The organism is Sandarakinorhabdus cyanobacteriorum, assembly GCF_002251755.1.
Classification (GTDB): domain Bacteria; phylum Pseudomonadota; class Alphaproteobacteria; order Sphingomonadales; family Sphingomonadaceae; genus Sandarakinorhabdus; species Sandarakinorhabdus cyanobacteriorum.
The window spans coordinates 1-25,816 of record NZ_NOXT01000126.1; the positions used below are offsets into that span (position 1 = coordinate 1).

25 protein-coding genes, 2 tRNA genes and 2 pseudogenes are annotated in these 25,816 nt (G+C 66.5%); 18 read left to right on the top strand and 11 right to left on the bottom strand.

Translation table 11 applies throughout. The features are described from left to right. Window positions 1-38: 38 nt before the first annotated feature. Window positions 39-1,171 (bottom strand): IS3 family transposase gene (locus CHU93_RS16325; protein WP_423825915.1). Its coding sequence is split into 2 segments (ribosomal slippage): window positions 39-913 and window positions 913-1,171, totalling 1,134 coding nucleotides; the frame shifts between segments, so codons are not numbered across the junction. Window positions 1,172-1,224: 53 nt separating this feature from the next. Between CHU93_RS16325 and CHU93_RS18070 the strand changes: the two genes are divergently transcribed. From CHU93_RS18070 to CHU93_RS16355, 6 genes and pseudogenes are all read left to right on the top strand, one after another. Then, the gene (locus CHU93_RS18070) at window positions 1,225-1,329 is read left to right on the top strand and encodes a hypothetical protein (RefSeq protein WP_243375742.1); all 105 of its coding nucleotides are present in this window, start codon (window positions 1,225-1,227) and stop codon (window positions 1,327-1,329) included. Between the two features lie 3 nt (window positions 1,330-1,332). Continuing rightward, complete coding sequence (gene trbL / locus CHU93_RS16335) at window positions 1,333-2,682, top strand: P-type conjugative transfer protein TrbL (RefSeq protein WP_094475213.1); 1,350 nt, start codon at window positions 1,333-1,335, stop codon at window positions 2,680-2,682. Further along, on the top strand, window positions 2,679-3,368 hold the full coding sequence (gene trbF, locus CHU93_RS16340) for a conjugal transfer protein TrbF (protein ID WP_094475214.1): 690 nt from the start codon (window positions 2,679-2,681) through the stop codon (window positions 3,366-3,368). Before trbL ends, trbF begins: the two co-directional genes overlap by 4 nt. Beyond that, window positions 3,365-4,345: pseudogene (trbG, locus tag CHU93_RS16345) on the top strand (P-type conjugative transfer protein TrbG). Before trbF ends, trbG begins: the two are co-directional and overlap by 4 nt. Window positions 4,346-4,416: 71 nt before the next feature. Beyond that, entirely contained in the window at window positions 4,417-5,541 is a 1,125-nt protein-coding gene (locus CHU93_RS16350) for a TraB/TrbI/VirB10 family type IV secretion system protein (RefSeq protein WP_423825916.1), read from the top strand. Next, on the top strand, window positions 5,541-5,795 hold the full coding sequence (locus tag CHU93_RS16355; RefSeq protein WP_094475216.1) for a DUF2274 domain-containing protein: 255 nt from the start codon (window positions 5,541-5,543) through the stop codon (window positions 5,793-5,795). The genes CHU93_RS16350 and CHU93_RS16355 overlap by 1 nt, the downstream gene beginning before the upstream one ends. Here CHU93_RS16355 and CHU93_RS16360 read toward each other — a convergent pair. Beyond that, window positions 5,713-6,339, bottom strand: a pseudogene (locus CHU93_RS16360) (LysR family substrate-binding domain-containing protein); the annotation flags it as partial. The gene CHU93_RS16355 and the pseudogene CHU93_RS16360 sit on opposite strands and share 83 nt — an antisense overlap. A gap of 312 nt (window positions 6,340-6,651) precedes the next feature. Between CHU93_RS16360 and CHU93_RS16365 the strand changes: the two are divergent. Then, the gene (locus tag CHU93_RS16365) at window positions 6,652-6,927 is read left to right on the top strand and encodes a helix-turn-helix transcriptional regulator (protein ID WP_094475218.1); all 276 of its coding nucleotides are present in this window, start codon (window positions 6,652-6,654) and stop codon (window positions 6,925-6,927) included. Between the two features lie 36 nt (window positions 6,928-6,963). Here the strand turns inward: CHU93_RS16365 and CHU93_RS16370 are convergent, their stop codons facing one another. The 7 genes from CHU93_RS16370 to CHU93_RS16400 all read right to left on the bottom strand — a co-directional run bounded on the left by CHU93_RS16370 (window position 6,964) and on the right by CHU93_RS16400 (window position 12,931). Further along, a complete protein-coding gene (locus CHU93_RS16370) occupies window positions 6,964-8,196 on the bottom strand; it encodes a type II toxin-antitoxin system HipA family toxin (protein ID WP_094475219.1) in 1,233 nt (410 codons plus the stop codon). Continuing rightward, on the bottom strand, window positions 8,196-8,552 hold the full coding sequence (locus CHU93_RS16375; RefSeq protein ID WP_207759305.1) for a helix-turn-helix domain-containing protein: 357 nt from the start codon (window positions 8,550-8,552) through the stop codon (window positions 8,196-8,198). The genes CHU93_RS16370 and CHU93_RS16375 overlap by 1 nt, the downstream gene beginning before the upstream one ends. 247 nt (window positions 8,553-8,799) lie before the next feature. After that, window positions 8,800-10,056 carry a tyrosine-type recombinase/integrase gene (locus CHU93_RS16380; protein WP_094475221.1) on the bottom strand — a complete coding sequence of 419 codons (1,257 nt, stop codon included), beginning with the start codon at window positions 10,054-10,056 and terminating at the stop codon, window positions 8,800-8,802. A 294-nt stretch (window positions 10,057-10,350) separates the two neighbouring features. Then, window positions 10,351-11,907: a glutamine-hydrolyzing GMP synthase gene (gene guaA / locus CHU93_RS16385; RefSeq protein WP_094475222.1), complete on the bottom strand. Its 1,557-nt coding sequence runs from the start codon at window positions 11,905-11,907 to the stop codon at window positions 10,351-10,353. A gap of 9 nt (window positions 11,908-11,916) precedes the next feature. After that, on the bottom strand, window positions 11,917-12,357 hold the full coding sequence (locus tag CHU93_RS16390; RefSeq protein ID WP_094475223.1) for an acyl-CoA thioesterase: 441 nt from the start codon (window positions 12,355-12,357) through the stop codon (window positions 11,917-11,919). A gap of 74 nt (window positions 12,358-12,431) precedes the next feature. After that, a tRNA-Ala gene (locus CHU93_RS16395) sits at window positions 12,432-12,507 on the bottom strand. A gap of 103 nt (window positions 12,508-12,610) precedes the next feature. Beyond that, window positions 12,611-12,931, bottom strand: a complete 321-nt coding sequence (locus tag CHU93_RS16400) for a TIGR02300 family protein (protein ID WP_086117929.1) — start codon at window positions 12,929-12,931, stop codon at window positions 12,611-12,613. Window positions 12,932-13,057: 126 nt separating this feature from the next. On the opposite strand from CHU93_RS16400, the gene aroA reads away from it, so the two are divergent. Further along, a complete protein-coding gene (gene aroA, locus CHU93_RS16405) occupies window positions 13,058-14,425 on the top strand; it encodes a 3-phosphoshikimate 1-carboxyvinyltransferase (RefSeq protein WP_094475224.1) in 1,368 nt (455 codons plus the stop codon). On the opposite strand, the gene wecB is transcribed toward aroA, so the two are convergent. Together wecB and CHU93_RS16415 are read right to left on the bottom strand one after the other, a co-directional pair. After that, entirely contained in the window at window positions 14,319-15,512 is a 1,194-nt protein-coding gene (gene wecB, locus CHU93_RS16410; RefSeq protein ID WP_165768785.1) for a non-hydrolyzing UDP-N-acetylglucosamine 2-epimerase, read from the bottom strand. The two genes, aroA and wecB, sit on opposite strands and share 107 nt — an antisense overlap. Before the next feature lie 83 nt (window positions 15,513-15,595). Further along, window positions 15,596-16,813, bottom strand: a complete 1,218-nt coding sequence (locus CHU93_RS16415; protein ID WP_094475226.1) for an FAD-dependent oxidoreductase — start codon at window positions 16,811-16,813, stop codon at window positions 15,596-15,598. A gap of 98 nt (window positions 16,814-16,911) precedes the next feature. Between CHU93_RS16415 and cmk the strand changes: the two genes are divergently transcribed. The 10 genes from cmk to CHU93_RS16465 all read left to right on the top strand — a co-directional run bounded on the left by cmk (window position 16,912) and on the right by CHU93_RS16465 (window position 25,750). Continuing rightward, window positions 16,912-17,565 (top strand): (d)CMP kinase, encoded by a 654-nt coding sequence (cmk, locus tag CHU93_RS16420; protein ID WP_094475227.1) that lies wholly within the window; start codon window positions 16,912-16,914, stop codon window positions 17,563-17,565. A 181-nt stretch (window positions 17,566-17,746) separates the two neighbouring features. Next, window positions 17,747-19,471, top strand: a complete 1,725-nt coding sequence (rpsA, locus tag CHU93_RS16425; RefSeq protein WP_086117952.1) for a 30S ribosomal protein S1 — start codon at window positions 17,747-17,749, stop codon at window positions 19,469-19,471. A 225-nt stretch (window positions 19,472-19,696) separates the two neighbouring features. Further along, window positions 19,697-19,975: an integration host factor subunit beta gene (locus tag CHU93_RS16430; RefSeq protein ID WP_094475228.1), complete on the top strand. Its 279-nt coding sequence runs from the start codon at window positions 19,697-19,699 to the stop codon at window positions 19,973-19,975. Between the two features lie 41 nt (window positions 19,976-20,016). Then, window positions 20,017-20,102 (top strand) — tRNA-Leu (locus CHU93_RS16435). Between the two features lie 81 nt (window positions 20,103-20,183). Further along, entirely contained in the window at window positions 20,184-20,981 is a 798-nt protein-coding gene (locus CHU93_RS16440; protein ID WP_133064445.1) for an arginase family protein, read from the top strand. Window positions 20,982-21,190: 209 nt separating this feature from the next. Then, window positions 21,191-21,853, top strand: a complete 663-nt coding sequence (locus CHU93_RS16445) for a Tim44/TimA family putative adaptor protein (protein WP_165768786.1) — start codon at window positions 21,191-21,193, stop codon at window positions 21,851-21,853. A gap of 12 nt (window positions 21,854-21,865) precedes the next feature. Further along, complete coding sequence (gene mltA / locus CHU93_RS16450; RefSeq protein ID WP_341476597.1) at window positions 21,866-23,101, top strand: murein transglycosylase A; 1,236 nt, start codon at window positions 21,866-21,868, stop codon at window positions 23,099-23,101. A 31-nt stretch (window positions 23,102-23,132) separates the two neighbouring features. Next, window positions 23,133-23,588, top strand: coding sequence for a Smr/MutS family protein (locus CHU93_RS16455; RefSeq protein ID WP_341476598.1), 456 nt, complete (start codon window positions 23,133-23,135; stop codon window positions 23,586-23,588). Window positions 23,589-23,666: 78 nt separating this feature from the next. After that, window positions 23,667-24,443 carry an enoyl-CoA hydratase gene (locus CHU93_RS16460; protein WP_094475233.1) on the top strand — a complete coding sequence of 259 codons (777 nt, stop codon included), beginning with the start codon at window positions 23,667-23,669 and terminating at the stop codon, window positions 24,441-24,443. Beyond that, entirely contained in the window at window positions 24,440-25,750 is a 1,311-nt protein-coding gene (locus tag CHU93_RS16465; RefSeq protein ID WP_243375744.1) for a cytochrome P450, read from the top strand. Before CHU93_RS16460 ends, CHU93_RS16465 begins: the two co-directional genes overlap by 4 nt. Window positions 25,751-25,816 lie beyond the last annotated feature (66 nt).

A 25,816-nucleotide genomic window follows, 5' to 3' on the forward strand; every position in this document is an offset into this window, starting at 1 on the left:
AATTCCAGCTCAAAACGGCCCAGGAAACGGGAAGCAGGTCATTGATGGCTGATGGTTGATGTGATGGCAACGGGGTTGGGGGCATGCCCCCAACCCCGTTGGCCGGCGATCTCGGCAGGGGTGCATCCGCCCAGTTTCGAGTGCGGCCTGACGGTGTTGTAGTCGTGCTTCCAGGCCGCGAGGATCGATCTGGCGTGCGCCAGCGATGTGAACAGGGTCTCGTTCAGGCATTCGTCGCGCAGCCGGCCATTGAAGCTCTCCACGAAGGCGTTCTGCGTCGGCTTGCCCGGCATGATGTAGTGCCATTCCACCTGCCGCTCCTGTGACCAGCGCAGGATGGAGGTCGAGGTCAGTTCGGTGCCATTGTCGCTGACCACCGTCAGGGGCTTGCCGCGGACGGCCGCCAAGCTGTCCAACTCCCGCGCCACCCTTGCACCGGACAGCGACGTGTCGGCCACCAGCGCCAGGCACTCACGCGTGAAGTCGTCGACCACGCACAGGATGCGGAAGCGCCGGCCGCAGGCGAACGCATCACTGACGAAGTCGAGTGACCAGCGCTGGTTCGGCCCCTGCGGCATCGTCATAGGTGCCCTGGTGCCCAACGCCCGCTTGCGGCCGCCACGGCGGCGCACCTTCAACCCTTCTTCCCGGTAGATCCGCAGGAGCTTCTTGTGGTTCGGCGCATGCCCTTCGCGCGCCAGCAGATACCCCAGGCGCCGATAGCCGAACCGCCGCCGTTCGCCAGCCAGCTCACGCAACCTGGTGCGCAAGCCAGCATCATCGGGACGGGTCGGTTCATATCGAACCACCCGCCTCGCGACACCGATCAGACGACACGCCCGCCGCTCGCTCAGCCCGAACGTCTCCCGGGCATGGACGACCGCATTCCGCTTCGCGTCGGGCGTCACCATTTTTTTGAGCTGATGTCTTTCAACACGGCGATATCCAGCATCGCCTCCGCCAGCAGCTTCTTCAGCTTGGCGTTCTCATCCTCCAGCGACCGAAGCCGCTTGGCCTCGGACACCTCCAGGCCACCGTACTTGGCCTTCCATTTGTAGAACGTCGCCGAACTGATCCCGTGCCGCCGGCAGACCTCGGCAGTCGCCATGCCCGCCTCCTGCTCCTTCACGATCCCAATGATCTGCTCGTCCGAAAACCTGCTCCGCTTCATTCGTCCGTCTCCTCGAGAAACGGACTCTACCCAAAAATGGGACCAATTCAGGGGTGCACGTCACCAGGGACAGCGAGTGTCTGCGCATCTGGGCCGAAACCCGCGACCGTTTCCTTGGGCTGGGCACCGCGCCGCGACGCGCCGACGAAGGGCGTTGAACCATGGGCGGCAGCGGCGTCATCGACAATTTCCTCGGGGTCTTCACCTCCTACATCGACAGCGGGTTCGGTCTGCTCGGCGGCGAGGTAGCGTTCATCGCGACGACGCTGATCGTCATCGACGTCACGCTGGCTGCCCTGTTCTGGAGCTGGGGCGCGGACGACGACATCATCGCGCGTCTGGTGAAGAAGACGCTGTTTGTGGGCGTCTTCGCCTACATCATCGGCAACTGGAACAACCTCGCGCGGATCGTCTTCGAAAGCTTCGCCGGCCTCGGACTTCAGGCGTCTGGCACCGGGTTTTCCATCCAGGACCTGATGCGCCCGGGCCGGGTTGCGCAGACGGGTCTCGATGCAGCGAGGCCGCTGCTCGAAGCCATCTCAAACCTGATGGGCTGGATCGCCTTTTTCGAGAACTTCATCCAGATCGCCTGCTTGCTCTTCGCCTGGGCGCTGGTGCTGCTCGCCTTCTTCATCCTCGCCATCCAGCTCTTCATCACGCTGATCGAATTCAAGCTGACCACGTTGGCCGGCTTCGTCCTGATCCCGTTCGGCCTGTTCGGAAAGACCGCCTTCATGGCCGAGCGCGTGCTCGGCAACGTCATCTCGTCTGGGATCAAGGTGCTGGTGCTCGCCGTCATCATCGGCATCGGCTCGACTCTGTTCAGCCAGTTCACGGCAGGCTTCGGCGGCCAGCCACCGACGATCGACGACGCAATGGCCGTCGTATTGGCGGCGCTGTCGCTTCTCGGTCTCGGCATCTTCGGTCCGGGTATCGCCAACGGCATCGTTTCCGGCGGCCCGCAACTCGGCGCAGGCTCCGCCATCGGCACCGGCCTCGTCGCGGGCGGCGCAGCCATGGCTGCCGGCGGCGCGGCCGGGCTCGCCCTGCGCGGTGGCGCCAGCGCCATTTCCGGCGCCGCCGCCGCCGTGCGCGGTGGAGCCAGCGCGGCGGGAGCCGCCTCCGCAGCCTACAGTCTCGGTTCCCTCGGCCAGTCGGGCGCCGCTGGCGTCGCGTCAGGCCTCGGCGGTGTCGCACGAGCGGCCAGCGGCGCGGCAGCCTCTCCGCTGCGCCGGGCGGCGCAAAGCGTTCGCTCGAGCTTCGCCGATGGCGTCAAAAGCGGCTTCGGCGCCACCGGCGGCTCCTCGAGCATGGGAACGGTCGCGAATGATGCCGGTTCGGCCGCACCGGCAGCCGCAGGCTCGGCCGCCAACCCGCCGGCGTGGGCGCAACGCATGCGGCGTGGGCAGACCATGAGCCACGGCATCACGCTCGCGGCACACGCGATCCGATCGGGCGACAGCCATGGCGGCGGCTCTTCCATCAATCTCTCCGGAGGCGACCGCACATGAGCTTCTTCAAGCGACCCGCAACCCACTATGGCAAGACGCCTGAGCCCGAGACGCCGTATCAGCGCGCAGCGCAGATCTGGGACGATCGGATCGGCTCAGCGCGTGTCCAGGCCCGAAACTGGCGGCTCATGGCCTTCGGTTGCCTGATCCTCTCCGCCGGCTTCGCTGCCGCGCTGGTCTGGCAGACGGCGCGCGGGACCATCGTCCCGTGGGTGGTCCAGGTCGACAATCTCGGCCAGGCGCAGGCGGTCGCGCCAGCGCAGGCCGACTACCGCCCGACCGACCCGCAGGTGGCCTGGCATCTGGCGCGGTTCATCGAGCAGGTCCGCTCGATCCCCGCGGACGCCATCGTTGTGCGGCAGAATTGGCTGCGCGCCTACGAGTTCACGACCGATCGCGGCGCGGCGGCCCTCAACGACTTCGCCCGCGCCAACGATCCGTTCACCCGCGTCGGGAAGCAGCAAGTATCGATCGAGGTGTCGAGCGTTATCCGCGCGTCGCTTGATAGCTTCCGCGTCGCCTGGACCGAACGCCAGTACGAGAACGGCCAGCTCTCCACGACACAGCGCTGGACGGCCATCCTGACCATCGTGATCCAACCCCCGCGCGATGCAGAGCGGCTGCGGGCCAATCCGCTCGGGATCTACGTCAACGCCATCAACTGGTCGCGGGAGATGGGGCAATGAGAGATCATCGCCGCCGACCCGCGAGCCGTGGCATCCGCCTATCAGGCTCTGCGCTTTTACTGATTTCCGGATTGACGCTGGCCGGCTGCGCGACCAACCGACCGCCGCAGATCAGCTATGACGCCGATGTACCGCCGCTTCCCCCGGTGCCGGCTGCCGTCACGGAGGCGCCACCTAGGCCGCTTCACACACCGCCCGCCTGGACACCCGCGCGCGGTGGTGCTGCCGCAGGGACCCCAGCGGGCCGCGTTGAGAATGCCAATGCCGCCGCGCGCGTCGAGCCACGTCGCGAGGGCTACTTCAACTCGATCCAGATCTATCCCTGGAGCGAGGGCGCGCTCTATCAAGTCTATGCCGCTCCCGGGCAGATCACCAACATCGCGCTGGAACCCAGCGAAAGCCTGACTGGCGCCGGCCCGATTGCTGCGGGCGACACGGCGCGCTGGATCATCGGTGACACCGAGAGCGGCTCGGGCATCACGCGCCGCGTCCATGTTCTCGTAAAGCCGGCAGCGGCCAGACATCACGACCAATCTGGTCATCACCACTGACCGGCGCATCTACATGATCGAGCTGCGCTCGGGCGAACGCCCCTATATGCCGGCCGTCGCCTGGGCCTATCCGCCGCCGCCCGCCGGGCCGGGCCAGGCGGTGCCCGCAACGCCAGTGATCCCGGCCGTTGCGGCACGGAACTATCGCTACGGCCTCACGGGAGACACGCCGCCGTGGCGGCCAATCTCGGTCTACGACGACGGGCGTCGCGTCTATGTCGAGTTTCCGCGCGGGATCGTTCAGGGCGAGATGCCGCCGCTCTTCGTGATCGGCGCCGATGGCGAACCGCAGATTGCCAACAGCAGGATTCACCAGAACATCCTGATCGTCGACCGCTTGTTCGGCGCCGCCGAGCTCCGTCTCGGCAGTGGCGAGCGCCAGCAGAGGTCCGGATCGTGCGCACCGATGGGAGGCCCGCGTCATGAGCGAGCGCGACCCGCAGAGCGGTGCCGACGCACCGCTGGTTGGCACACAGCCCGGCGACGCCGCTGCGCCCATGCGGCTGCGCGGCGAACCGCCCCGGGTCACACGCTTGTCGCGCAAGGTGCTGGGCGGTCTCAGCCTCGTCGCCGCCCTCGGGGTCGGCGGCGCGCTCATCTATGCGCTTCAGACGCGCAACATCGGTCCTGGCAGTGAGGAGCTCTACTCCACGCAGAACCGGCGAACCGCGGACGGGCTCGCCGGCCTGCCACGCGACTACACCGGCCCGGTGCTCGGGCCTCCGCTGCCCGGGGATCTGGGGCGCCCCATCCTCGATGCGCAGAATCGTGGCCAGCCCGTCACACCGCCGATGGCGGCAGCGCCCACCGTCGATCCGGTCGAGCAGCGCAGGCGCGCGGAAGAAGAAGCTGCCCGAACGAGCCGCGTCTTCTTCCAGACGGAGGCGCGCGTCGCAGCTCCGATTGCGACAGTTGGCGGACCGGGCAGCCCGAGCCTCGCCGGTCTGGGCCTTCCGGGCCAGCAAGGCGCACCGACGGCGCAGGATCGCCAGCTCGCATTCCTGAATGCGGGCGTGGACCGCCGCACCGTCTCGCCCGATCGCGTGATGGCTCCGGCATCGCCCTATGTGCTTCAGACCGGCGCCGTCATCGCCGCGGCCCTCATCACGGGCATCCGATCCGACCTGCCGGGCCAGATCACCGCGCAGGTCACGGAGCATGTCTACGACAGCCCCACCGGGCGCATCCTGCTCGTCCCGCAGGGCACGCGGCTGATCGGCGAGTACAGCAACGACGTCGGCTTCGGTCAGCGCCGGGTGCTGCTGGTCTGGAAGCGGCTCATTCTGCCGAACGGCCGTTCGATTGTCCTGGAACGTCAACCCGGAGCCGACGCGCAAGGCTATGCGGGTCTGCAGGATGGCGTCGATTATCACTGGTGGGATCTCGCCAAGGCTGCCGGCCTGTCGACCCTGCTGTCGGTCGGCGCCGAACTCGCCGTTGACGATCAGGATCGGCTGCTCCGAGCGATCCGCAACGGTGCACAAGACACGATCAACGACGCCGGCCAGCAGATCATCCGTCGGCAGCTCAATGTCGCGCCGACCCTGACGATCAGACCGGGGTTCCCCGTGCGTGTCATCGTCACCCGCGACCTCGTGCTCGAACCTTATGGAGGGTTGTGATGACCAAGCTGAAGCTCGGCCCGATCATTGACGACAAGCCGGTGAAAGTGACGATTGAACTCCCTGCGCAGTTGCATCGCGACCTCGTCGCCTACGCCGCAGCACTCGGCCGCGAACAAGGCCAGACCATCGGCGACCCGACAAAGCTGATCGTGCCCATGCTCGAGCGCTTCATTGCAACCGATCGGGGGTCCGCCCGCGCGCACCGCGATAGCGGTCAGCACGCACCTCGCGCCGCAGCTCATGGCGGATGAGGCGCTGGCGGACGAACCTCGCCTGGTCCTTCTCTGAGACGGACTTCGACAATGTCAGCAGATGTTCGAGATCCCTGTGGAGAGTCCCACGCGAATGGACCGCGCCATAGCGAAGCATGGCGTCCTCGATCGGACGGAAGGTGACGCCGGAAAGACCAACACGGACATGAGCGCTGCCCGCGATGGTGACGCCGCCGCCGTGGGCGACGATCTGCATCAACGACTCTCGCGTCACAGACAACTGCTCGACGCGCAGTGCATTACGCGGAGCCTGGAGTTGCCGCTCGAGATACGCCTTCGCGAAATCGCCCGTCACCAGGTCAGTCACCACGAAGTGGCGATCGCGCAGCTCGCACCATCGAATTGCCTTCTGGTCGGCGATCGGGTCACCTTCCGGCATGGCCAGGTAGACGGGTTCTTCCCAAAGATGGGTGATGGCATAGCCCTGCCCAGGCGAAGCCTCGGCTACAACACCGATATCCAACTGCCCGCGCCGCACGGCCGCGATGAGGTCAGGCGTGCTCGCTTCGCTGAAGCGCAGGCGGGTGCCCCGATGCGGCGCTGTTCCGTCACGTCGCCCTCAGCTTGCGCGCCGCCAGCCCATAACCGTCGCGGCCGTGCCGCCAATCAAGCCCATCCCCGCAACTCCGCAAACACCCGAAAGCGCGCCGTTCCCCGCGCCACCAAAAACTGCGTTCCGTGTCCGTCGCCAAACCGCAATGCCGGATCGGCAACGCCCTGACAGGAAGGCTCATGAATAAGGCGGGCTAGATTGCCGCACGCCACTCGGGAGGGACTTCCGGCATCGGCACCTATCGGTCTCAATCGCCAGCGACAGCCGCGAAGGAGATTAGTTATGGGTCAGAGCGAGCCTTTGGAGATCAGGAGGACCATCCGGCGGCACCAACTGCGCGAGATGGTGCCCCTGGCCGACAGCACAATCTACGAGATGGAGCAGCGCGGCGAATTTCCACGCCGCTTCGCGCTGTCGCCGCGCTGCATCGTCTGGGATCTCGCAGAGGTCCACGCCTGGTTGCTGGCGCGGCGCGCGAAGCCGATCCAGCGCGCACAGCACCCCGACGTGACCAAGCGCAAGTCCCGCCCGGTCAAAGGGCAGGATCGAGCGCGATAGAGGGCATAACGGCCCAGCTTTGTCTCGCAGCACCCCTTAAAGGGTCAGCGCGCGCTCCGTCTGATCATTCACGAAGGCCGCCTCATACTCGCGCGCTTGCGCTCCCGCGAGGCCAACCTTGCGAAGTGCCTCACGCCATTCACCCGAGATGCGCTGCGCCGTTTCTCTTATGATCTGCCGGGCTTCCGCCTCATCGACTTCGAAGAAGGGAGCGGCTTCAAGCGCGAGCTCGATGGAGCGATCATGCTTGCCGCCCTCTACGATCGCCGTTTCGAGGTGCGGGTTTCGATCCGGCGCGGGGTTCACGTCGAACACCGGCGACAGACGCCAGCGTCTGGCCCCCACATACAGGAAGCCGTGATTTTTGAGGTGATCATCCTTGTTGGACACCAGGATGGTGAAAATCAGCCGCAGATAGAGTTCGCGGAAATCAGCGGCAGCATCGGCCGAATGAACACGCATGAAGTCGACGATCTCGGTGTAGGCGCCAAGCTCCGTCCCTTTTTTCCCGAGAGCCGTGCGCGCCGAGATGTAAGGGATGCGCGCTGTCCTGCGCCTGTCGAACCGCTGGATCAGAGCAACCGGGAACGGCGTATCAGTCAGCTCCAGCCGAGCCTCCGGCGTGCGAATGCCGCATGCGCGTGCGAGCTGTAGTGTCGCCACCTCGACGCGCTCGATCGGCTGCTGGTCGTGGACCGAGGTGAACTTGGCAAGCCAAAGCGTGTCCCCGTCTCGGACATTTGCCTTCGGGCGCGCCCCGCCCGAACCGCCCGCACCGGCGAGCGCTTCCAGATCCTCGGCGGAAATGTCCTTGCCCTGCTCATAGGCTCGGGCGATCGCGGTGATGGCTTGGAGATCGACAAGCCGCGGAACCGCGTCCGCCGCCCGGCCGCGAATGACCTTGCCAGCATCGTCGAGAAATCGAAGCGCCCCCTGCCTGCATGTGTCGTCGGAGAGCGTCAGATACTCGAATTCGGAAAGGCCGTTGCCATAGGCGCGTTCCAGCAGCCGGCGCCCCCAGCTTTCCGGCGCAGCGTCAGCGAACGCGCCGGGCAAGGCGTCGCGACTGTTTCCTGGCTGGCCCGACGTGTGAAAGGTGCCGGCCTCCAACGGAAAGTCTGGCTGCACGGCAAACGCGCGCGAGTTATCGAGCCAGGCCGCGTCATAGGAAAAGGCAGAGAACTGGCGAGGCCCGGCCTGCGTGAACCGGAGCTGGCCGACGGGCACGAGGCTTTCGCCGAGAGCGACCTGGGCGCGAAAATCCGGCATCAGAATGTCGCGCCGTCTGGATCGACGCTGTCTGGATCAACGCTGGCCTTCGCGCCCTGTTCGCCACGTTTGCGCGGCTTTGCCGTGAACGATCGACCTCGACGCGGCTGCCGTTCAGCAGTCAAAGCGAGCCCCAGATCGTCCTTGCGGATATCGATCAGATCGGTGAGGCGCTCGACCATGCCGAGCGCCACCAGGACGTCAGCAAGCGTGCCGATTCCGACGCCTGGATCCCCGCGTTCCAAGCGGGTGACGCTGCTTGCGGAAGTGCCCGCCCGGATCGCCAGATCGGCCACGGCGATGCCGCGCCTGAGGCGAGCACCGCGGACGTCGCGTCCCAAGGCTTCGAGCGCCAACTTCGCTCTTGGCGATCCCATCGTAAACTTCCATATTTGATCATTTGAGGTTCTTTGTGCGTCAAATATGACCAATTGTCAATGACGCAGTGTTCGCGGAACCGTCTTATAGGCAGCACAGAAGCACGCCAACGGCTCACCCTTGCGAACGGGAGATTTCCCGGTCACTTGGGAGCGGAGACGAGCGGCTAGCGACAATTCGGGGCGGGCGTGGAAGGTTAACCCGTATTGGCCGCTTCCCGGTCGGTCAAAGAGCCGGATCGAGCGCGATGGGCGGCATGACTGGTGGCAGCAGCGTCGGAACATATTTCCGGCCCTCGACCCAGGCATCAACGGTGTCGGCCCATTCCTGCATCATGTGGCGACGCTGAACCTCGTATTCCGCCTTGTTGTAGACGCCGCGAGATGAACGCCCGTCCTCGTGCGCCAGGCACTTTTCGATCCAGTCGCGGTTGAAGCCCAGCTCATTGAGCAGCGTCGAGCCCGTGCGTCGCAGGTCATGCACGGTGAACGGCTCCAGCGGCAGCCCCTCCTTCTTGGCCTGTTCGACGACCGCGTAGGTGACCCGGTTGAAGGTCGCCCGCGACATCGGCGCGTCCGCGTCGTAGCGGGACTGCAGCAGATACCTTGAATTGCCGGCGCAGGTCTTGAGCGCGATCATGATGTCGAGGGTCTGCCGGCACAGGTAGACATTGTGCGGCTTCGACCGCTTCATGCGCTCCTTCGGAATCGTCCAGACGGCGTTCTCGAAGTCGACCTCATCCCAGACCGCGTCCTGCAGCTCGCTCTTCCGGACCATGGTGAGGAGGTAGAGCTTCATGCCAAGACGGATCGTCGGCAGCGTCGCGATATGCTCGAGCTGCTTGAGCATGATGCGGATCTCGGTCGGCGACAGCGCCCTGTCCTTGGGCGTGAAGGTGGCGATCGAGGCAGGACCGACGTCATCGGCCGGGTTCGCGACCTTCTCGCCGTGAAGAATGGCGAAGGCGTAGATCTGCTTCAGGATGTCCCGCACATGGATGGCCGTCGCCGGCGCACCCCGTTCCACGATCTTGGCGCAATGAGCGCGCAGATCATCAGGGGTGATCTCGGTCAGCAAACGGTTTCGCCAGACGGGCTTGAGTTCACGCTCGAAGATGGCGCGGCGCATGGCGCGCGTGCTGTCGGCCATGGGCGCGCCCGTCAGCCACTTCTCGCCGAACTCGCCGAAGCTCTTGGCCTCCTTGATCCGGCGCTTATCCCGCTGCTTCTCGATGGCGGGGGATCGCCCCTCAGCGATCATCCGTTTCGCATCCAGGCACAGTTCGCGCGCCCGGGCGAGTGAGATCCCATCTCGGGCGTACTTGCCGAGATGGACGGTCTCCCGCCTCCCGTTCAGCCGGTAGTCGAGCCGGAACGAGATGCCGCCTGTCGGCGCGACGCGCACATACATGCCGTCACGATCGGTCACCTTGTACATTTTCGCTTTTGGTTTCAGGCACTTGAGTGCTGCGTCCGTCAACATTTGGGCCTCCTCGCGGAAAAAGGACCGTCACGCGGTTTTTGGAGGCGTCAGGCGGAGAACTATGTTTAATTTCAGCCAGTTAGGCTGAACAAAGTACCGTCATTGGCCTCGGTCGCTTTGACGGTACTTTCGATTTTCCGGATGATCAACGGGGGGCGGGTCCGTCACCAGACCCGACAGACGCGTTCTATGCCCACCGATAGACTTCGATAGGCTTTGGATAAATTATTTTTGCGTTTCAGTGTGTTAGAGCGTATTCTGGCGTAGTTTCGGATACTCTCGGATGGGCAAAAATTATTCCCACTCGATGGTGCCGGGCGGCTTTGACGTATAGTCATAGACCACGCGGTTGATGCCCTTCACCTCGTTGACGATGCGGGTGGCGGTGCGGGTGAGGAAGCTGGCCTCGAACGGATAGACATCGGCGGTCATGCCATCCACCGAGGTCACGGCGCGCAGGCCGCAGACCCGGTCATAGGTGCGGCCGTCGCCCATCACGCCCACCGTGCGCACCGGCAGCAGCACGGCAAAGGCCTGCCAGATCTCGTCATACAGGCCGGCCTTGCGGATCTCGTCCAGATAGATGGCATCGGCCTTGCGCAGCGTGTCGCACGCCTCCTTCGTCACCTCGCCTGGGATGCGGATGGCGAGGCCCGGGCCGGGGAACGGGTGGCGGCCAACGAACGCCGGCGGCAAGCCCAATTCCACGCCCAGCCGGCGCACCTCGTCCTTGAACAGTTCGCGTAAGGGCTCGACCAGCTTCATGTTCATGCGCTCGGGCAGGCCGCCGACATTGTGGTGGCTCTTGATCGTCACGCTGGGGCCGCCGGTGAACGACACGCTTTCGATCACATCGGGATAAAGCGTGCCCTGGGCGAGGAAATCAGCCCCGCCGAGCTTTTTCGCCTCGGCCTCGAACACCTCGATGAAGGTCTTGCCGACGAACTTGCGCTTGGCTTCCGGGTCGGTGACGCCGGCCAGGCCGCCGAGGAACAAGGCTTCGGCTTCCACATGCACCAGCGGGATGTGATAATGCTCGCGGAACAGGCTCACCACCTGTTCGGCCTCGCCCAGCCGCATCAGGCCGTGATCGACGAACACGCAGGTCAGCTGGTCGCCAATGGCTTCGTGGATCAGCACGGCGGCAACGGCCGAATCGACCCCGCCCGACAGGCCGCAGATCACCTTGCCGTCACCCACCTGCTCGCGGATCTCGGCAATCTTGGCAGCGCGGAAGCCAGCCATCGACCAGTTGGGCGTGACACCGCAGACATTGACGACGAAGTTCTTCAACAGGGCCGCGCCATCGGGGGTGTGCACCACCTCCGGATGGAACTGCACGCCATAACGGCGGGCCTCATCATTGGCGATGGCGGCAAAGGGGGCGCCGGGGCTGACGGCAACGGCGCGGAAACCCGGCGGGATGACATCGATGCGGTCACCATGGCTCATCCACACCGTCGGCCGGTCGCCTTTGGCCCAGACGCCGGCAAAGAAGGCGCAATCATCGACAATCTCGATCTCGGCCCGGCCGAATTCGCGATGATCAGACGCGACCACGGCGCCGCCGAGCTGGTAGCACAGCGACTGTTCGCCATAACAGATGCCGAGCAGCGGCACATCGGCGGCCAGCACGGCATCGGGGATGCGCGGGCCATTCGCGTCGCTGATGTTGGCCGGGCTGCCCGACAGGATCACGCCCTTGGGCTGCATGCGGGCAAAGGCCTCGGCGCCTTTGGCGAAGGGCACAATCTCGCAATAGACGCCGGCTTCGCGGATGCGCCGGGCGATCAGCTGCGTCACCTGGCTGCCGAAATCGAGGATGAGGATCGAATCGTCTGGCGTGTGCATCGCGGGCGCTTAAGGCGTGGCGTCGCCTTGCGCAACCACCAGCGGCAACAAGACCTGCCGCCAGCTGTCTGGCAGCGGGCTGGGCCGGCGCGTCACCCGGTCGACATAGACATGGACGAAATGGCCCTCGGCGGCCGGACCATCATGGCCGGCGGTGAACAGCCCCACCTCCCAGCGCACGCTGCTGTTGCCCAGCCTGACGATGCGCAGATGTGCCTCCACGCTTTCGGGAAAGGCGACGCTGCGGTGATATTTGCACCCCGTCTCCACCACCAGGCCGATGGGATTGCCGTGATGAATGTCGAGCAGGCCGGCTTCGATCAGCCAGGCGTTCACCGCGGTATCGAACCAGCTGTAGTAGACCACGTTGTTGACGTGGCCATAGGCATCATTGTCCAGCCAGCGGGTGGGGATGATGCGGTGGGCGCGATAATCGGAACGGCTGCTCATGGGCGCCGGCTCTGCCAGCGATTCGGCCCAAAAGCAAAAACCCCGGCATCGCTGCCGGGGTTTTTTGGGCGGGATGGTGGAGCCTAGCGGGATCGAACCGCTGACCTCTACAATGCCATTGTAGCGCTCTCCCAGCTGAGCTAAGGCCCCGCACCCTTTGGCGGTCGCTGCTCTGCAGCAGCGCCGGGAGCGGCCGGTTAGGCGAAACTTTCCGGCCGTGCAAGCCGAAAATTTCACCGCCCCGGCATAATCGTCAATTCTCGTCGTCGCCGCCTTCGGAAACGACGCCCAGATCATCGTCGCCGCCCAGGTCAACGTCGCCATCGGCTTCGCCGGCCTCGACATCGGTGTCGAGATCCAGATCCTCATCCACCGCCACATCATTGTCGGCGCCTTCGGCGGCCTGCGGCTTGATGGCTTCAAACGGAGTCGTCTGCTTGGACTTCAGAATCGGTTCCGGCACCCAGGCAAAGCCGCAGGAAATGCAGGTCACCGGGTCTTCCTTGCCCAGATCGTAAAAGCGGGTGTTGCACTTCGGGCAGGCACGCTTGGTGCCCCATTCAGCCTTGACCATATCAACTCCGTGCCAATGACGCCCGCCACATGCCAGACGGCAATGGCGGTTGCCGGGCAGGCAGGGCCTGTCCGGGAAAGGCGAGCGCATTGCCACAGGCCGCAAGCCCTGTCAAAGCGGCGCATCATGTCTGCTGCACCCGGCCAACCCCAACCGCTTTGCCTCACCACAACCCGGCCCTTGTCTGGCGATGTCACCGTGCCGGGGGACAAGTCGATCAGCCACCGATCGCTGATGCTGGGCGCGCTGGCGGTGGGCGAAACCCGCGTCACCGGCCTGTTGGAAGGGGAGGATGTGCTGGCCACCGCCGCCGCCATGCGGGCGATGGGGGCGGATATCAGCCGCAATGATGCCGGCGAATGGCGCATCCATGGCGTCGGCGTCGGCGGCCTGCTGCAACCGCAGACCGCGCTCGACATGGGCAACAGCGGCACCTCCACCCGGCTGCTGATGGGCCTCGTCGCCTCGCACCCGATCACCGCCACCTTCGTGGGCGATGCAAGCCTTTCGAGCCGCCCGATGGGCCGGGTGATCACGCCGCTTGCTCAAATGGGCGCGACGATCAGCGCGACGCCGGGACCAGATATCAAGGGATTGGGCCGCCAGACCCTGCCGCTCACCCTCACCGGCGCCTGTCCGGCCATCCCGCTGCGCTACACCCTGCCCGTCGCCTCGGCACAGGTGAAATCGGCGATCCTGCTGGCCGGGCTCAACACGCCGGGTGACACGACGGTGATCGAGCCCATTCCCACCCGCGACCATTCGGAACGCATGCTGGCCGGCTTTGGCGCGCGGCTGACGGTGGAAACGGCCCCTGAAGGCCGCATCATCACCATCCATGGCGAGGCCGAGCTGAAGCCGCAGACGATCGTGGTGCCGGGCGATCCCTCGTCGGCGGCCTTCCCGATGGTTGCCGCGCTGATCGTGCCGGGCAGCGACATCATCATCCGCAATGTCGGCATCAACCCCACCCGCGCCGGCCTGATCGCCGTGCTGCAGGCGATGGGCGGGGACATCACCCTGTTGAACCAGCGCGATGTCGGCGGCGAACCGGTGGCCGATCTGCACGTCCGCCATTCCGCCTTGATGGGCATCGAGGTACCGCCCGATGGTGCGCCATCGATGATTGATGAATATCCCATCCTGTTCGTCGCCGCCGCCTGTGCCCAGGGCCGCACCGTTTGCCACGGGCTGGAGGAACTGCGGGTGAAGGAATCGGATCGCATCGCCGTGATGGCCGAAGGGCTGATGGCCTGCGGCATCGCCTGCGAAGAATTGGCCGATGGCCTGATCGTTGCTGGCCAGGGCGGCGATGCGGTGCCCGGTGGCGCCACCATCAACGCCCGGCTGGATCACCGCATCGCCATGTGCTTTGCCGTCCTGGGCCTCAACGCCCGCCGCCCCGTGCGGATCGACGATGCCCGCCCGATCCAGACCAGCTTCCCGACCTTTGTGCCGATGATGCAGCAGTTGGGCGCAACAGCAGATCATTGATCGCCGCCGCCGCGCGCCCGTCGCCATAGGGCAGCGCCGGCACGGCCATGGCGGCATGCAGCCGGGCATCCCCAAGCAGCCCGCGCACCGCCGCAACGATGGCCGCCCGCTCTGTCCCCACCAGCCGGGCATTGCCGCTGGCCAGCCCCTCCGGCCGCTCCGTGCCGTCGCGCAGCACCAGGCAGGGCAGGCCCAGCGCCGGCGCCTCTTCCTGCACCCCGCCCGAATCGGTGAGCACCAGGGCACAGCGCAGCATCAGCGCCACGAAACCGGCATAGGGCAGCGGCGGCAGCAGATGGACATGGGCGCGCCCGCCCAGCATCGCCCGCACCGGGCCCGCCACCGCCGGGCTGGGGTGCACCGGGATCAGGATTTCGGCATCCGCCGAAAGCTCGGCCAGCGCCGCCAGCACGCCGGCCAGCCGGCGGCCGCGATTTTCCCGACGATGGATGGTGGCCAGCACCCACGGCCGGCCGCGTGGCACATGGCCAAACGGCGTCACCGCCGCATCGGCCAGCGCCGCATCACGACGCAGCCGCGCCGCCATCAGCAGCAGGGCATCGATGCCGCTGTTGCCCGTCACATGCACGCCGCCGCGCACGCCCTCTGCCAGCAAAGCGCTGGCCGCCGCGGCCGTGGGCGCAAGATGCAGCGTGGCCATTTGCGCCACCAACCGGCGGTGCATTTCCTCGGGATGGGGATCATCGCAGCCGGTGCGCAAGCCGGCTTCCACATGCGCCAGGGCCGCACCGGCATAACGCGCCGCCAATGCGCCCGCCAGGGTGGAGCTGGTATCGCCCTGCACCACCACCCAGGCCGGCAGCGCGCGCCGGATCACATCGGCCAGCGCCGGCACCAGCCTGCCGACGAGGGCATCCGGCGTGGGGGCGGTCAGGCCAAGATCGATATCGGCCTTGAGCCCAAAGCCAGCGAGCGCCGCGCCAAACATGTCGGGATGCTGCCCCGTCGCCACCAGCCGGGTGGCCACCCCGCGCGCCTGCAGGTCCAGCACCAGCGGTGCCAGCTTCACGGCCTCGGGCCGGGTGCCGGCAATGAACAGGATGGGCCTTGATTCGGGATGGGGCACGGGCACGACTCACCGGCTGGTGATGACTGACCCATAGCCGCATGATGCCGGCCGCCCTCAGTGCTGGCAAGCGTGATGCGCCGTCAGAACAGGCCGTCCTTGATGCGGAACAGGGCCTCCAGCGCCGGATCGGTGGGTTTGCCCAGCACCCGTTCGGCAATATATTCGCCCACCACCGGCCCGTGCTTGAAGCCATGGCCCGAACCGCCGCCGGCGATCCAGACATTGTCCCACCCCGGATGACGCTGGATGATGAAATGCTCGTCCACGCTGTTTTCCAGCTGGCACACCCGGGCTTCCACCACCGGCTGATCCTTCAGCCCCGGAAAGCGCCGGGCCAGATAATCGCGCGACCGGCGCAGCTCCCATGGCGTGATGATGCGGTCATCATTGTCCGGATCGGCCTGATTGTCGCCGCCCACCGGGCAGATCTTCACGCCCTTCCCGTCCACGCTGGGAAAGCCGTAATGGCTGGCTTCCGAAAACACCGGCAGATTGGGCGCCGTGAAGCGGTCGTCGCCGGCCGGCGTGCCAAAGAAATAAACCTCGCGGCGCGGGGTGGAAAGCTTGCGGGCCAGAAGATCGGGGAACAGCCGGCCCAGCCACGGCCCGCAGGCAAAGACATAGGCTGCCCCGCTCAACGAGCCGCCAGCCTGCAGCGGCAGCGCCGCCATTGCACCGCCCGTCGCCGGCCCCGGCTGGGCACGGCCGGCCACCAGCTGCACGCCCTTGCGCGCCGCGGCCTCTGCCACGGCCAGGCAAGCGCGATGGGCCCGCACGATCAGCGCGCCGGGCTCATAAAGGCCTACCTGGTTCTCGCCCGGTTCCAGCTGCGGCCAGCGCTTGCGGATGTCGGCCGCCGTCATCTGCTCGTGATCGACCTTCAGCCGGCTGAACACGTCGCGAGTGGCGCGCAGGCCGGCGTTCAGTTCGGGTGCCAGCTGCAGGCGGCCGGCCCGGGTCAGCAGCGGCCGCCCAAACTCGCGCTCGCGCTCGCGCCACAGCTCCATGCCGCGCAGCACCCAGCGCGAATAGACCTCGCGATCGCCATAGCCCACCCGGATCTGCCTTGTTTCACCGCCCGAGGTGGCGCGGGCATTGCCCGGCCCATAGGCATCCACCAGCGTGACCGTGTGGCCCATTTCGCGCAGGCGCAGGGCCGTCCAGCCGCCAAAGGCGCCGGCGCCGATCACCACCACATCGGCCGGTGCCGCGCCCTGCTGCCAATCCAGCGTTTGTGCCGCCACCGGGGCCGCGGCCGCCGCCAGCCCCGCCGCCTTCAGGAATGTCCGCCGTTCCATGCCAATCTCCCCTGTTGGCGCCCAGCCTAGGTCTGGCGGGCCGGCACCGTCAACCGCGCCCCTTGCCGGCGCCCCGACCGCCCGCTAACGCCGCTGCCGTGACCAGCAATTTCCCCCTCGTGATCGCCGTTGACGGCCCCGCAGCCTCGGGCAAGGGCACCATCGCCAAGGCGCTGGCCCGCCATTATGGCCTGCCGTTCATGGACACCGGCAAATTGTATCGCGCCTGCGGGCTGGCGGTGCGGCTGGCCGGGCATGATCCCTATGATGCCGATGCGGCCGCCGATGCGGCACGGCGGCTGGACCCGGCGCTGCTGGATGATCCCGACCTGATGAGCAGCCTCAACAGCGATTATGCCTCGATCGTCTCCAGCCACCCTGCGGTGCGCGCGGCGCTGTTTGAAACCCAGCGCGCCTTCGCCGCGCAACCTGGCGGCGCGGTGCTGGACGGGCGCGACATCGGCACGGTGATTGCACCCGATGCCCCGGCCAAGCTGTTTGTCACGGCCGCGCCGCACGTGCGCGCCGCCCGCCGCCATGCCGAACTGGCCGGAAAGGGCGGCAGCCAGACGCTGGAAGATGTGCTGGCCGATATCCACGCCCGCGACGCCCGCGATTCCGGCCGCTCCGCCGCGCCGCTGGTGCAGGCCGCCGATGCCGCCTTGCTTGATACCAGCGATCTGGGTATAGCCGCGGCCGTCGCAGCCGCGATCGACCTTGTGGAAAAGGCGATTTCAGCGCGACGCCGGTAACTGGCAAAGGTTGCCCGGCAGGCATGGTCCTGCCCGGGCGTTTTGTTTTTTGCCGGTTCTGCTTGAGAGCGGCTGGCATGGTGCCACCGCGACGGCGATGAACGGCGGGCAATGGTGCCTTGCCGAGGGGTTTCGCGGGAACAGTCCCGTGCCGGCCCCAGTTGAAGGTTTGATTGAAGATATGGCCACGTCTGCCCAGCCGACGCGCGATGATTTCGCCGCGCTGCTTGATGCCACCATTGGCAAGGATCAGGGTTTTGAAGGCCGCGTTGTGCGCGGTGTCGTCACCCGTCTCGAGAATGAATTTGCCGTCATCGATGTCGGCCTGAAGAGCGAAGGCCGCGTGCCGCTGCGCGAGTTCGCCGATCTCACCGGCAAGGTGGATCTGGTGGTCGGCTCCGAAGTCGAAGTGTTCGTGGATCGCGTTGAAAACGCCCAGGGCGAAGCGATGCTGAGCCGCGACCGCGCCCGCCGCGAAGCCAGCTGGGATGCGCTGGAGCACAAGTTTGCCGCTGGTGAGCGCGTGGACGGCGTGATCTTCGGCCGCGTCAAGGGCGGCTTCACTGTTGATCTGGGCGGCGCTGTCGCCTTCCTGCCCGGCAGCCAGGTCGATATCCGCCCGGTGCGCGATGTCACCCCGCTGATGAACCTGCCGCAGCCCTTCCAGATCCTGAAGATGGACCGCAAGCGCGGCAACATCGTGGTCTCGCGCCGCTCGATCCTCGAAGAATCGCGCGCCGAAGCCCGCTCGGGCCTGATCTCCAGCCTCGCCGAAGGCCAGATCGTCGATGGCACCGTCAAGAACATCACCGATTATGGCGCCTTCGTGGATCTGGGCGGCATCGACGGCCTGCTGCATGTCACCGACATGAGCTACAAGCGCGTCAACCACCCGTCGGAAGTGCTGAACATCGGCGACGTGCTGCGCGTGCAGATCGTGCGCATCAACCGCGACACCCAGCGCATCAGCCTGGGCATGAAGCAGCTGGAAGCCGATCCCTGGACCACGGCTGCCGCCAATTATGCCGTGGGCACCAAGCATTCGGGCCGCGTCACCAACATCACCGAATATGGCGCCTTCGTCGAACTGCAGCCGGGCATCGAAGGCCTGGTGCATGTTTCGGAAATGTCGTGGGTCAAGAAGAACGTCCACCCGGGCAAGATCGTTTCGACCAGCCAGGAAGTGGAAGTCATGGTCCTCGAGGTGGACGAGGACAAGCGCCGCATCAGCCTTGGCCTCAAGCAGGCCCAGCGGAATCCCTGGGAGGTTTTCGCGGAAAACCACCCGGTCGGGTCGGTCGTCGAAGGCGAAGTCAAGAACGCCACCGAATTCGGCCTGTTCATCGGCCTGGATGGCGAAGTCGACGGCATGGTGCACATGAGCGACATCGCCTGGGGCATGACCGGCGAAACCGCCTTGTCGCGCCACCACAAGGGCGAGCGCGTCTCGGCCCGCGTGCTGGAAGTGGACATCGAGAAGGAGCGCATCAGCCTGGGCATCAAGCAGCTGGATGAAGCTGGCGGCCCGGCCGTGGGCACCCGCAACACCAGCGGCGGTGACTGGAAGAAGAACGACATCGTGACGGCCACCGTTGTGGCGGCCCGCGATGGCGGCCTCGACGTGCAGATCGGTGAAGACGGCCCGGTCGTCTACATCAAGCGCGGCGATCTCTCGCGCGACCGTGACGAACAGAAGGCCGAACGCTTCCAGCCCGGCCAGAAGGTCGACGCCATGGTGGTCGGCTTTGAAAAGGGCCGCAAGCCGATGCTGTCGATCAAGGCGCTGCAGATCAGCGAGGAAAAGGAAGCCGTGGCGCAATATGGCACCTCGGATTCGGGCGCCACGCTCGGCAACATCCTGGGCGCCGCCTTCAACAAGGCGCGCGAGGAAGCCGACAAGAACTGATCCCGCCCGATCGGTTGAAATCACGCCCCGGCAGCCAGGCTGCCGGGGCGTTTTTCGTTGTGCGGCGGCCAAAAACGCCGAGTTACGCACATTGTGACACACCGGTTGCAGTTTTTTTCCCGGCCACGCCTTGACCGCCTGCCCCGACTCAATGGAATATCCACATAGATCAGAGGGCTTGAGCCTCGATCCAAAATGTCCTGCCCAGCGGGGGGTGTGTACGAAATGATCAGGTCTGAACTGGTTGCCATTGTCGCCGAACAGAATCCGCACCTCACCGTGCGCGACGTCGAAGCCATCGTCACCACTATCTTTGACGAGATCGCCGACGCCTTGGCCGAAGGCCGCCGCGTCGAGCTGCGCGGCTTTGGCGCCTTTTCCACCCGCGCCCGCGAAGCGCGCACCGGCCGCAACCCGCGCACCGGCACCGCGGTGGAGGTGGATGCCAAGCGCGTGCCCTATTTCAAGCCGGGCAAGGAATTACGCGAGAAGCTGAACGCCTGATCGGGCGCCGGAGCCACGCCGGAGCCCAGGGGGCACCATCGGCGGGCGTGGCGGAACCGGTAGACGCAGCGGACTTAAAATCCGCTTTCCCACGGAAGTGCGGGTTCGAGTCCCGCCGCCCGCACCAGATCTGTCGGCCGCCAGCGCACGGCCGGACTTTGGCCCCCGTGCTCTGGCAGCGGCTCGGCACTTGAAGCAAAACATTCGCATGATCCCAACCATCTCCATGATCGGCATCCCCACCGATCAGCACAGCAGCTTCCTGCGCGGCCCGGCGCGGGCGCCCGCCGCCATCCGCGCCGCCCTTGCCAGCCCGCACGGCAATGCCGCCACCGAACGGGGCAGCGAAATCGGGCTGGATTTCCACCTGGTTGATCGCGGCGACATCGCCATTGCCGAAGATGCCGGCGATGATGACCGCATCCGCGCTGTCATCGCTGCCTGCCCCGGGCCGCTGGTCGCGCTGGGCGGCGATCATGCCATCAGCTTTCCGGTCGTCGAAACCCTGGCCCGCCGCCACGGTGCCTTCGACATACTGCATTTCGATGCTCACCCCGATCTTTACGACGAACTGGATGGCAACCGCCGCTCCCACGCCTCGCCCTTCGCGCGCATCATGGAGGGCGGGCATGCCCGGCGGCTGGTGCAGGTGGGCATCCGCACCCTCAATCGCCATTGCCGCGCCCAGGCGGAACGCTTTGGCGTGGAGATCATCGAAGCGCGGCATCTGCGCGACGATTGGCGGCCGCGCCTTGACCGGCCGCTCTATGTTTCCATCGATATCGACGCGCTTGATCCGGCCTTTGCCCCCGGCGTCTCCCACCATGAGCCAGGCGGGCTGAGCGTGCGCCAGATCGTCAATATCCTGCTTGATCTCGACGTGCCGATCGTTGGTGGCGACGTGGTTGAACTCAATCCCGATCGCGATCCCACGGGCATCACCGCCACCGTGGCCGCCAAACTGGTGCGGGAACTGGCCGCCGCAATTGCCGCCAATCCCGCCTGAATTGCCGCACAGCCTTGCAAAGCCGGCGGCAAAGGCCGATTGTGTTCATGTGGCAGTGCCATGGCCGGGTGATTCCCGGCTTGTCTTGTCACAGCGGTATGGTGCAAGGGCGTCTTGTCTTCGGGCGATTTGCTTATGGTGCCGCCCGCCGGTGTTTGTCATTTTCCATCAGCTTCGCTTCGGGCGGGCCGGATGGGCAAGGATCTGCAATGTCTGACGGAAGCGCCTGGGTGGAGATTGTGCTGCTGGCGATGCTGGCCGCCTTCATCGGCCTGCGGCTGGTCTCCGTGCTGGGCAAGCGCACCGGGGAAGAGCGCCCGCAGCAGATTGGCGACAGCTTCCGCCCCTCGGCCGAGGTCACCGCGCCGCCGCGCCGCACCGAAAACCGCGGCCCGCGCCGCCAGCTGGTGCTGCCGCCCGGCACGGACATCAACCTATTGCCGGCGCTGGAAGCCATTGCCGATGCCGATCCGGGCTTTGCCCCCGATCGCTTCCTCAGCGGCGCCAACGCTGCCTATGGCATGATCCTGTCGGCCTTCTGGTCCGGCGATCTTTCGGGCGTGCACGGTCTGGTATCGGATGAGGTGCACGACAATCTGGCCGCCGCCGTTACCGCCCGTGATGGTGCCAGCCTGCCCAACCGCATCCTCGGCACGCCATCGGCGATGATCGAGGGCGCCGAACAGGTCGGCCAGATGGTGGAATTGACCGTGCGTTTTGCCGCCCGCATCGCGACGGCCGATGGCGAGATCGAAAGCCGGGATGTGTGGACATTCAGCCGCCATGTCACCAGCAGTGATCCGGCGTGGGTGCTGATCGCCACCGACAATGAGGATGACAGCGCCGATCTGCCGCCCGATCACGGCGTCTGAACCCCGCTGAACATGCGCAACCGCCTCGCGCTGGCCAGCCTGCTGCTGCTTGCCGCCTGCGCCGGCCGGCAGGACCGGCCGGTCACTGCTCCGCCCGCTGCCACCCCGGCAACCCCGGCACCCCTGCCAACCACGCCAAAGCCCGAACCACTGCCGGTCACCCGCGCTGCCCAGGCCAGCCTCGCTGCCCTGCCTTTGCCGCCGGTCGGGCCGTTGCCCGGCGCGGCGGCTGCGCTGGCCGCCTTCCGCAAATCCTGCCCCGGCCTGTTGCGGCGGGAGGATCTGTCGGGCCTCACCCAGCCGGGCGACTGGCAAGCGGCCTGCACGGCCGCCGCCAGTGCTGCACCCGGCCAGGAGTATGCGTTCTTCCACAGCCAGTTCGTCGGCGTCGCGGTGGCCGAGGGCAAGGGCTTTGCCACCGGCTATTACGAGCCGGAAATCGCCGCCAGCCTGACGCAGCAGCCCGGCTATCAAGTGCCGCTCTATCGCCGGCCGGCCGATCTGATCGACGTGCCGCTGGGCGATTTCGCCCCCAGCCTGAAGGGCCGAACGGTGCGCGGCCGGGTGGAGGGAAACCGGCTGGTGCCCTATGCCAGCCGCGCCCAGATCGCCGCCGGCGCGCTGGTCGGCCGCGGCCTTGAACTCGCCTGGGCGGCTGATGCCTATGAAGCTTTCTTCCTCGAAATCCAGGGCAGCGGCCGGCTGCGCCTGCCCGATGGCCGCATCATCCGCATCGGCTATGATGGCCAGAACGGGCGCGATTATGTCGCCATCGGCCGGCTGCTGATCGAACAGGGCAAGCTGGAAAAGGGCAAGGCCGGCATGGCCGAAATCCTCGCCTGGCTGCGCGCCCACCCGGACGAGGCACCGGCCATCCTCAACGCCAACCCGTCCAAGATCTTCTTCCGGGAACTGAAAGGCGAAGGCCCGGTTGGCGCCATGGGTGTCGCCGTCACCCCGCGCGTCTCGGTCGCCGCCGATCCGGCCTATATCCCGCTCGGCGCGCCCTTGCTGGTGGAAACCACCCTGTCGCGCAGCGGCCAGCCGCTGGTGCAGTTGATGGTGGCGCAGGATACCGGCGGCGCCATCAAGGGCGCCAACCGCCTCGATCTGTTCCTCGGCCCCGGCGCCGAGGCGGCCGCCGATGCCGGCGCGCAATCCGCACCGGCCACCCTCGCCCTGCTCATCCCCCGCGCCGCAGCCCAGCGCCTGAAGCTGATCCAAGATGCGCCGCCTCAGCGCCCATGAACGGGCCTTATGGGCGCGCGTTGCTGCCAGCGTGAAGCCGCTGCCCGGTAAGGCAAAACCCGAAGCACCACCGGCCACCCCGGCCGCCATCAGCCCGCCGCCGGTCAAGATTGTGCCCGCGCCGCCGCCGCGTCCGGCCCCGGCCCGGCCCGGCCCGCACCCGCTGGGCGCGCCGCTGGATGGCAGCTGGGATCGCCAGATCAGCCGCGGCCGCCTCACACCCGATCGCATCATCGATCTGCACGGCCACACGCTGGCCGATGCCCATGCAAGGCTGGCCGCCGCCATCCATGCCGGCGACGGCGCCCGGGTCATCCTGGTCATCACCGGCAAGGGCCGGCCTGACCGGCCGGCGCGCATCCGCGCCGAACTGATGCACTGGCTCGACCGGCCCGACATGCGCGCCGCCGTAGCCAGCGTGCGCGCCGCCCACCCGCGCCATGGCGGCAGCGGTGCCTTCTACCTCATCCTGCGCAGAGCCAAGTAATCTCCCCTATCGCCAATTGCAGTCGGCAGCGGCATGCCGGGCCGCTAAACAGGGCCGCCAAAGGGGGAGGACGAGCCGATGAGCGATGATGTCGTGCAGGTGACGCGCGATGGCCCGGTGGCCATCGTCACGCTGAACCGGCCGCAGGCGATGAACGCGCTGAACCAGGCCCTGCGCCGCGCGCTCGCCGCCGTGTTCCGCGATCTGGAGGCCGACGACGATGTGCGCGCCATCGTGTTGACCGGCGCCGGCACCCGCGCCTTCACCGCCGGCCTGGACCTCAAGGAACTGGGCCAACAGGGTCTCGGCGCCGCCAATGCCGAGGGGCCGGATGACAATCCGGTCAAAGCCATCGAACAGACCGGCAAGCCGGTGATCGGCGCCATCAGCGGCGTCGCCATCACCGGCGGCTTTGAAGTGGCGCTGGCCTGCGACGTGCTGATCGGCAGCGAGAATGCCCGCTTTGCCGACACCCATGCGCGCGTGGGCATCATGCCGGGCTGGGGCCTCAGCCAGAAACTCTCCCGCCTGATCGGGCCCTATCGCGCCCGCGAACTCTCGCTGTCGGGCAATTTCCTCGATGCCGCCACGGCAGAACGCTGGGGCCTGTTGAACCGTGTCGTGCCGGCCGATCAACTGGTCGCTGCCGCCGTGGCGCTGGCGCACGACATGGCCGGCATCGCCCCCGGCTTTGCCCGGGCCTACAAGCGGCTGATCAACGATGGCTATGATCTGCCCTTCGGCCAGGCGATGGCGCTTGAGGCGACCCGCTCCACCGCCGCCAATGCCCAGGTCTCCGCCGCCGAAGTCGAAGCCGCGCGCGGCGCCGTGCAAGCCAGAGGACGCCAACAATGACCGCTATGCCCTTCCCCGGCTTCAACAGCGACACGCTGGACAACAGCCTGGTCAACCCGGCCGCCTATGCCGATGAAAGCATCCACGACGCCTACACACGGCTGCGCCGGGAAGACCCGGTGCACTGGACCGAGCCTACGGGCTTTCGCCCGTTCTGGTCGATCACCCGCCATGCCGACATCGTGGCGATTTCCAAGGCCAATGATCGCTTCATCAACCGCGAGCGCACCTATATCTCCCCGATCGAGGCCGAGGAGTGGGTGAAGCAGACCACCGGCGACAGCCATTTGTTCCGCACGCTGGTTGATCTGGATGATCCCATCCACATGAAGCTGCGGCGCATCACCCACACCTGGTTCATGCCGCAGAATTTGAAGAAGCTGGAGCCGCAGATCGCCGCCATCGCCAAAGCCCATGTCGACCGGATGGCGGCGCTGGGCGGCCAATGCGATTTCGTCAACGAAGTCGCGCTCTGGTACCCCTTGCGGGTCATCATGATGATCCTGGGCCTGCCGGCGGCGGATGAAAACCGCATGCTGCAGATGACTCAGGAAATCTTTGGCCCGCAGGATCCCGACGTGGTGGCGCGCAGCCGCATCATCACGCAGGGATTGAGCGGCGCCACCGAAGGCACCGGCAACCCGCAGGTGGATATCTTCGCCCTCGTTCAGCAATTCTTCCAATATTTCGGCGAGGTGCTGGCCGACCGCCGGGCCAGTCCGCGCGACGATCTCGCCACCGTGATCGCGCAAGGGACCGTGGATGGCGAGCCCATCGGCCTCCTGGAAGCCATCAGCTATTACGCCATCGCCGTCACCGCCGGGCACGACACCACCAGCAGCACGGCCTCTGGCGGCCTGCTGGCGCTGATCCAGAATCCGGCCGAACTGGCCAAGCTGAAGGCCGATCCGTCGCTGATCCCGGGCGCGGTCGAAGAAATGATCCGCTGGGCCACCCCGGTGAAGCATTTCATGCGCACCTGCACCGAAGACACTGTTGTTGGCGGCAAGACCATCCGCAAGGGCGACGGCGTGGCGCTCTTCTACTGGTCGGGCAACCGCGACGAGGCGGTGTTCGAAGAGCCGTTCCGCTTCCGGGTGGACCGCCCCAACAACCCGCAGACCGCCTTTGGCAACGGCGTCCACCAGTGCCTCGGCCTGCATCTGGCCCGCATGGAAATCCGCGCCCTGTTCGCCGAGCTGCTGCCAAGGCTGGACGAAATCGAACTGGCCGGCGAACCCAAATTGTCGGTGGCCAACTTCGTTTCGGGACTGAAGGCCATGCCGATCCGGTACCGGATGCGATGAAGGCCGATCCACGGCGGCGTGTGTCTGAGGCCTATCCCGCCAGCCTCACCCTCGAAACCCGCTTTG

Excerpts from the sequence above, each read along its gene's own strand:
- trbL (WP_094475213.1), top strand. The coding sequence starts at position 1,333 with ATGGGCGGCAGCGGCGTCATCGACAATTTCCTCGGGGTCTTCACCTCC.
- trbF (WP_094475214.1), top strand. The coding sequence starts at position 2,679 with ATGAGCTTCTTCAAGCGACCCGCAACCCACTATGGCAAGACGCCTGAG.
- CHU93_RS16350 (WP_423825916.1), top strand. The coding sequence starts at position 4,417 with ATGCGGCTGCGCGGCGAACCGCCCCGGGTCACACGCTTGTCGCGCAAG.
- CHU93_RS16355 (WP_094475216.1), top strand. The coding sequence starts at position 5,541 with ATGACCAAGCTGAAGCTCGGCCCGATCATTGACGACAAGCCGGTGAAA.
- CHU93_RS16365 (WP_094475218.1), top strand. The coding sequence starts at position 6,652 with ATGGGTCAGAGCGAGCCTTTGGAGATCAGGAGGACCATCCGGCGGCAC.
- CHU93_RS16370 (WP_094475219.1), bottom strand. The coding sequence starts at position 8,196 with ATGCCGGATTTTCGCGCCCAGGTCGCTCTCGGCGAAAGCCTCGTGCCC.
- CHU93_RS16380 (WP_094475221.1), bottom strand. The coding sequence starts at position 10,056 with ATGTTGACGGACGCAGCACTCAAGTGCCTGAAACCAAAAGCGAAAATG.
- guaA (WP_094475222.1), bottom strand. The coding sequence starts at position 11,907 with ATGCACACGCCAGACGATTCGATCCTCATCCTCGATTTCGGCAGCCAG.
- CHU93_RS16390 (WP_094475223.1), bottom strand. The coding sequence starts at position 12,357 with ATGAGCAGCCGTTCCGATTATCGCGCCCACCGCATCATCCCCACCCGC.
- CHU93_RS16400 (WP_086117929.1), bottom strand. The coding sequence starts at position 12,931 with ATGGTCAAGGCTGAATGGGGCACCAAGCGTGCCTGCCCGAAGTGCAAC.
- aroA (WP_094475224.1), top strand. The coding sequence starts at position 13,058 with ATGTCTGCTGCACCCGGCCAACCCCAACCGCTTTGCCTCACCACAACC.
- CHU93_RS16415 (WP_094475226.1), bottom strand. The coding sequence starts at position 16,813 with ATGGAACGGCGGACATTCCTGAAGGCGGCGGGGCTGGCGGCGGCCGCG.
- rpsA (WP_086117952.1), top strand. The coding sequence starts at position 17,747 with ATGGCCACGTCTGCCCAGCCGACGCGCGATGATTTCGCCGCGCTGCTT.
- CHU93_RS16430 (WP_094475228.1), top strand. The coding sequence starts at position 19,697 with ATGATCAGGTCTGAACTGGTTGCCATTGTCGCCGAACAGAATCCGCAC.
- CHU93_RS16440 (WP_133064445.1), top strand. The coding sequence starts at position 20,184 with ATGATCCCAACCATCTCCATGATCGGCATCCCCACCGATCAGCACAGC.
- CHU93_RS16445 (WP_165768786.1), top strand. The coding sequence starts at position 21,191 with ATGTCTGACGGAAGCGCCTGGGTGGAGATTGTGCTGCTGGCGATGCTG.
- mltA (WP_341476597.1), top strand. The coding sequence starts at position 21,866 with ATGCGCAACCGCCTCGCGCTGGCCAGCCTGCTGCTGCTTGCCGCCTGC.
- CHU93_RS16460 (WP_094475233.1), top strand. The coding sequence starts at position 23,667 with ATGAGCGATGATGTCGTGCAGGTGACGCGCGATGGCCCGGTGGCCATC.
- CHU93_RS16465 (WP_243375744.1), top strand. The coding sequence starts at position 24,440 with ATGACCGCTATGCCCTTCCCCGGCTTCAACAGCGACACGCTGGACAAC.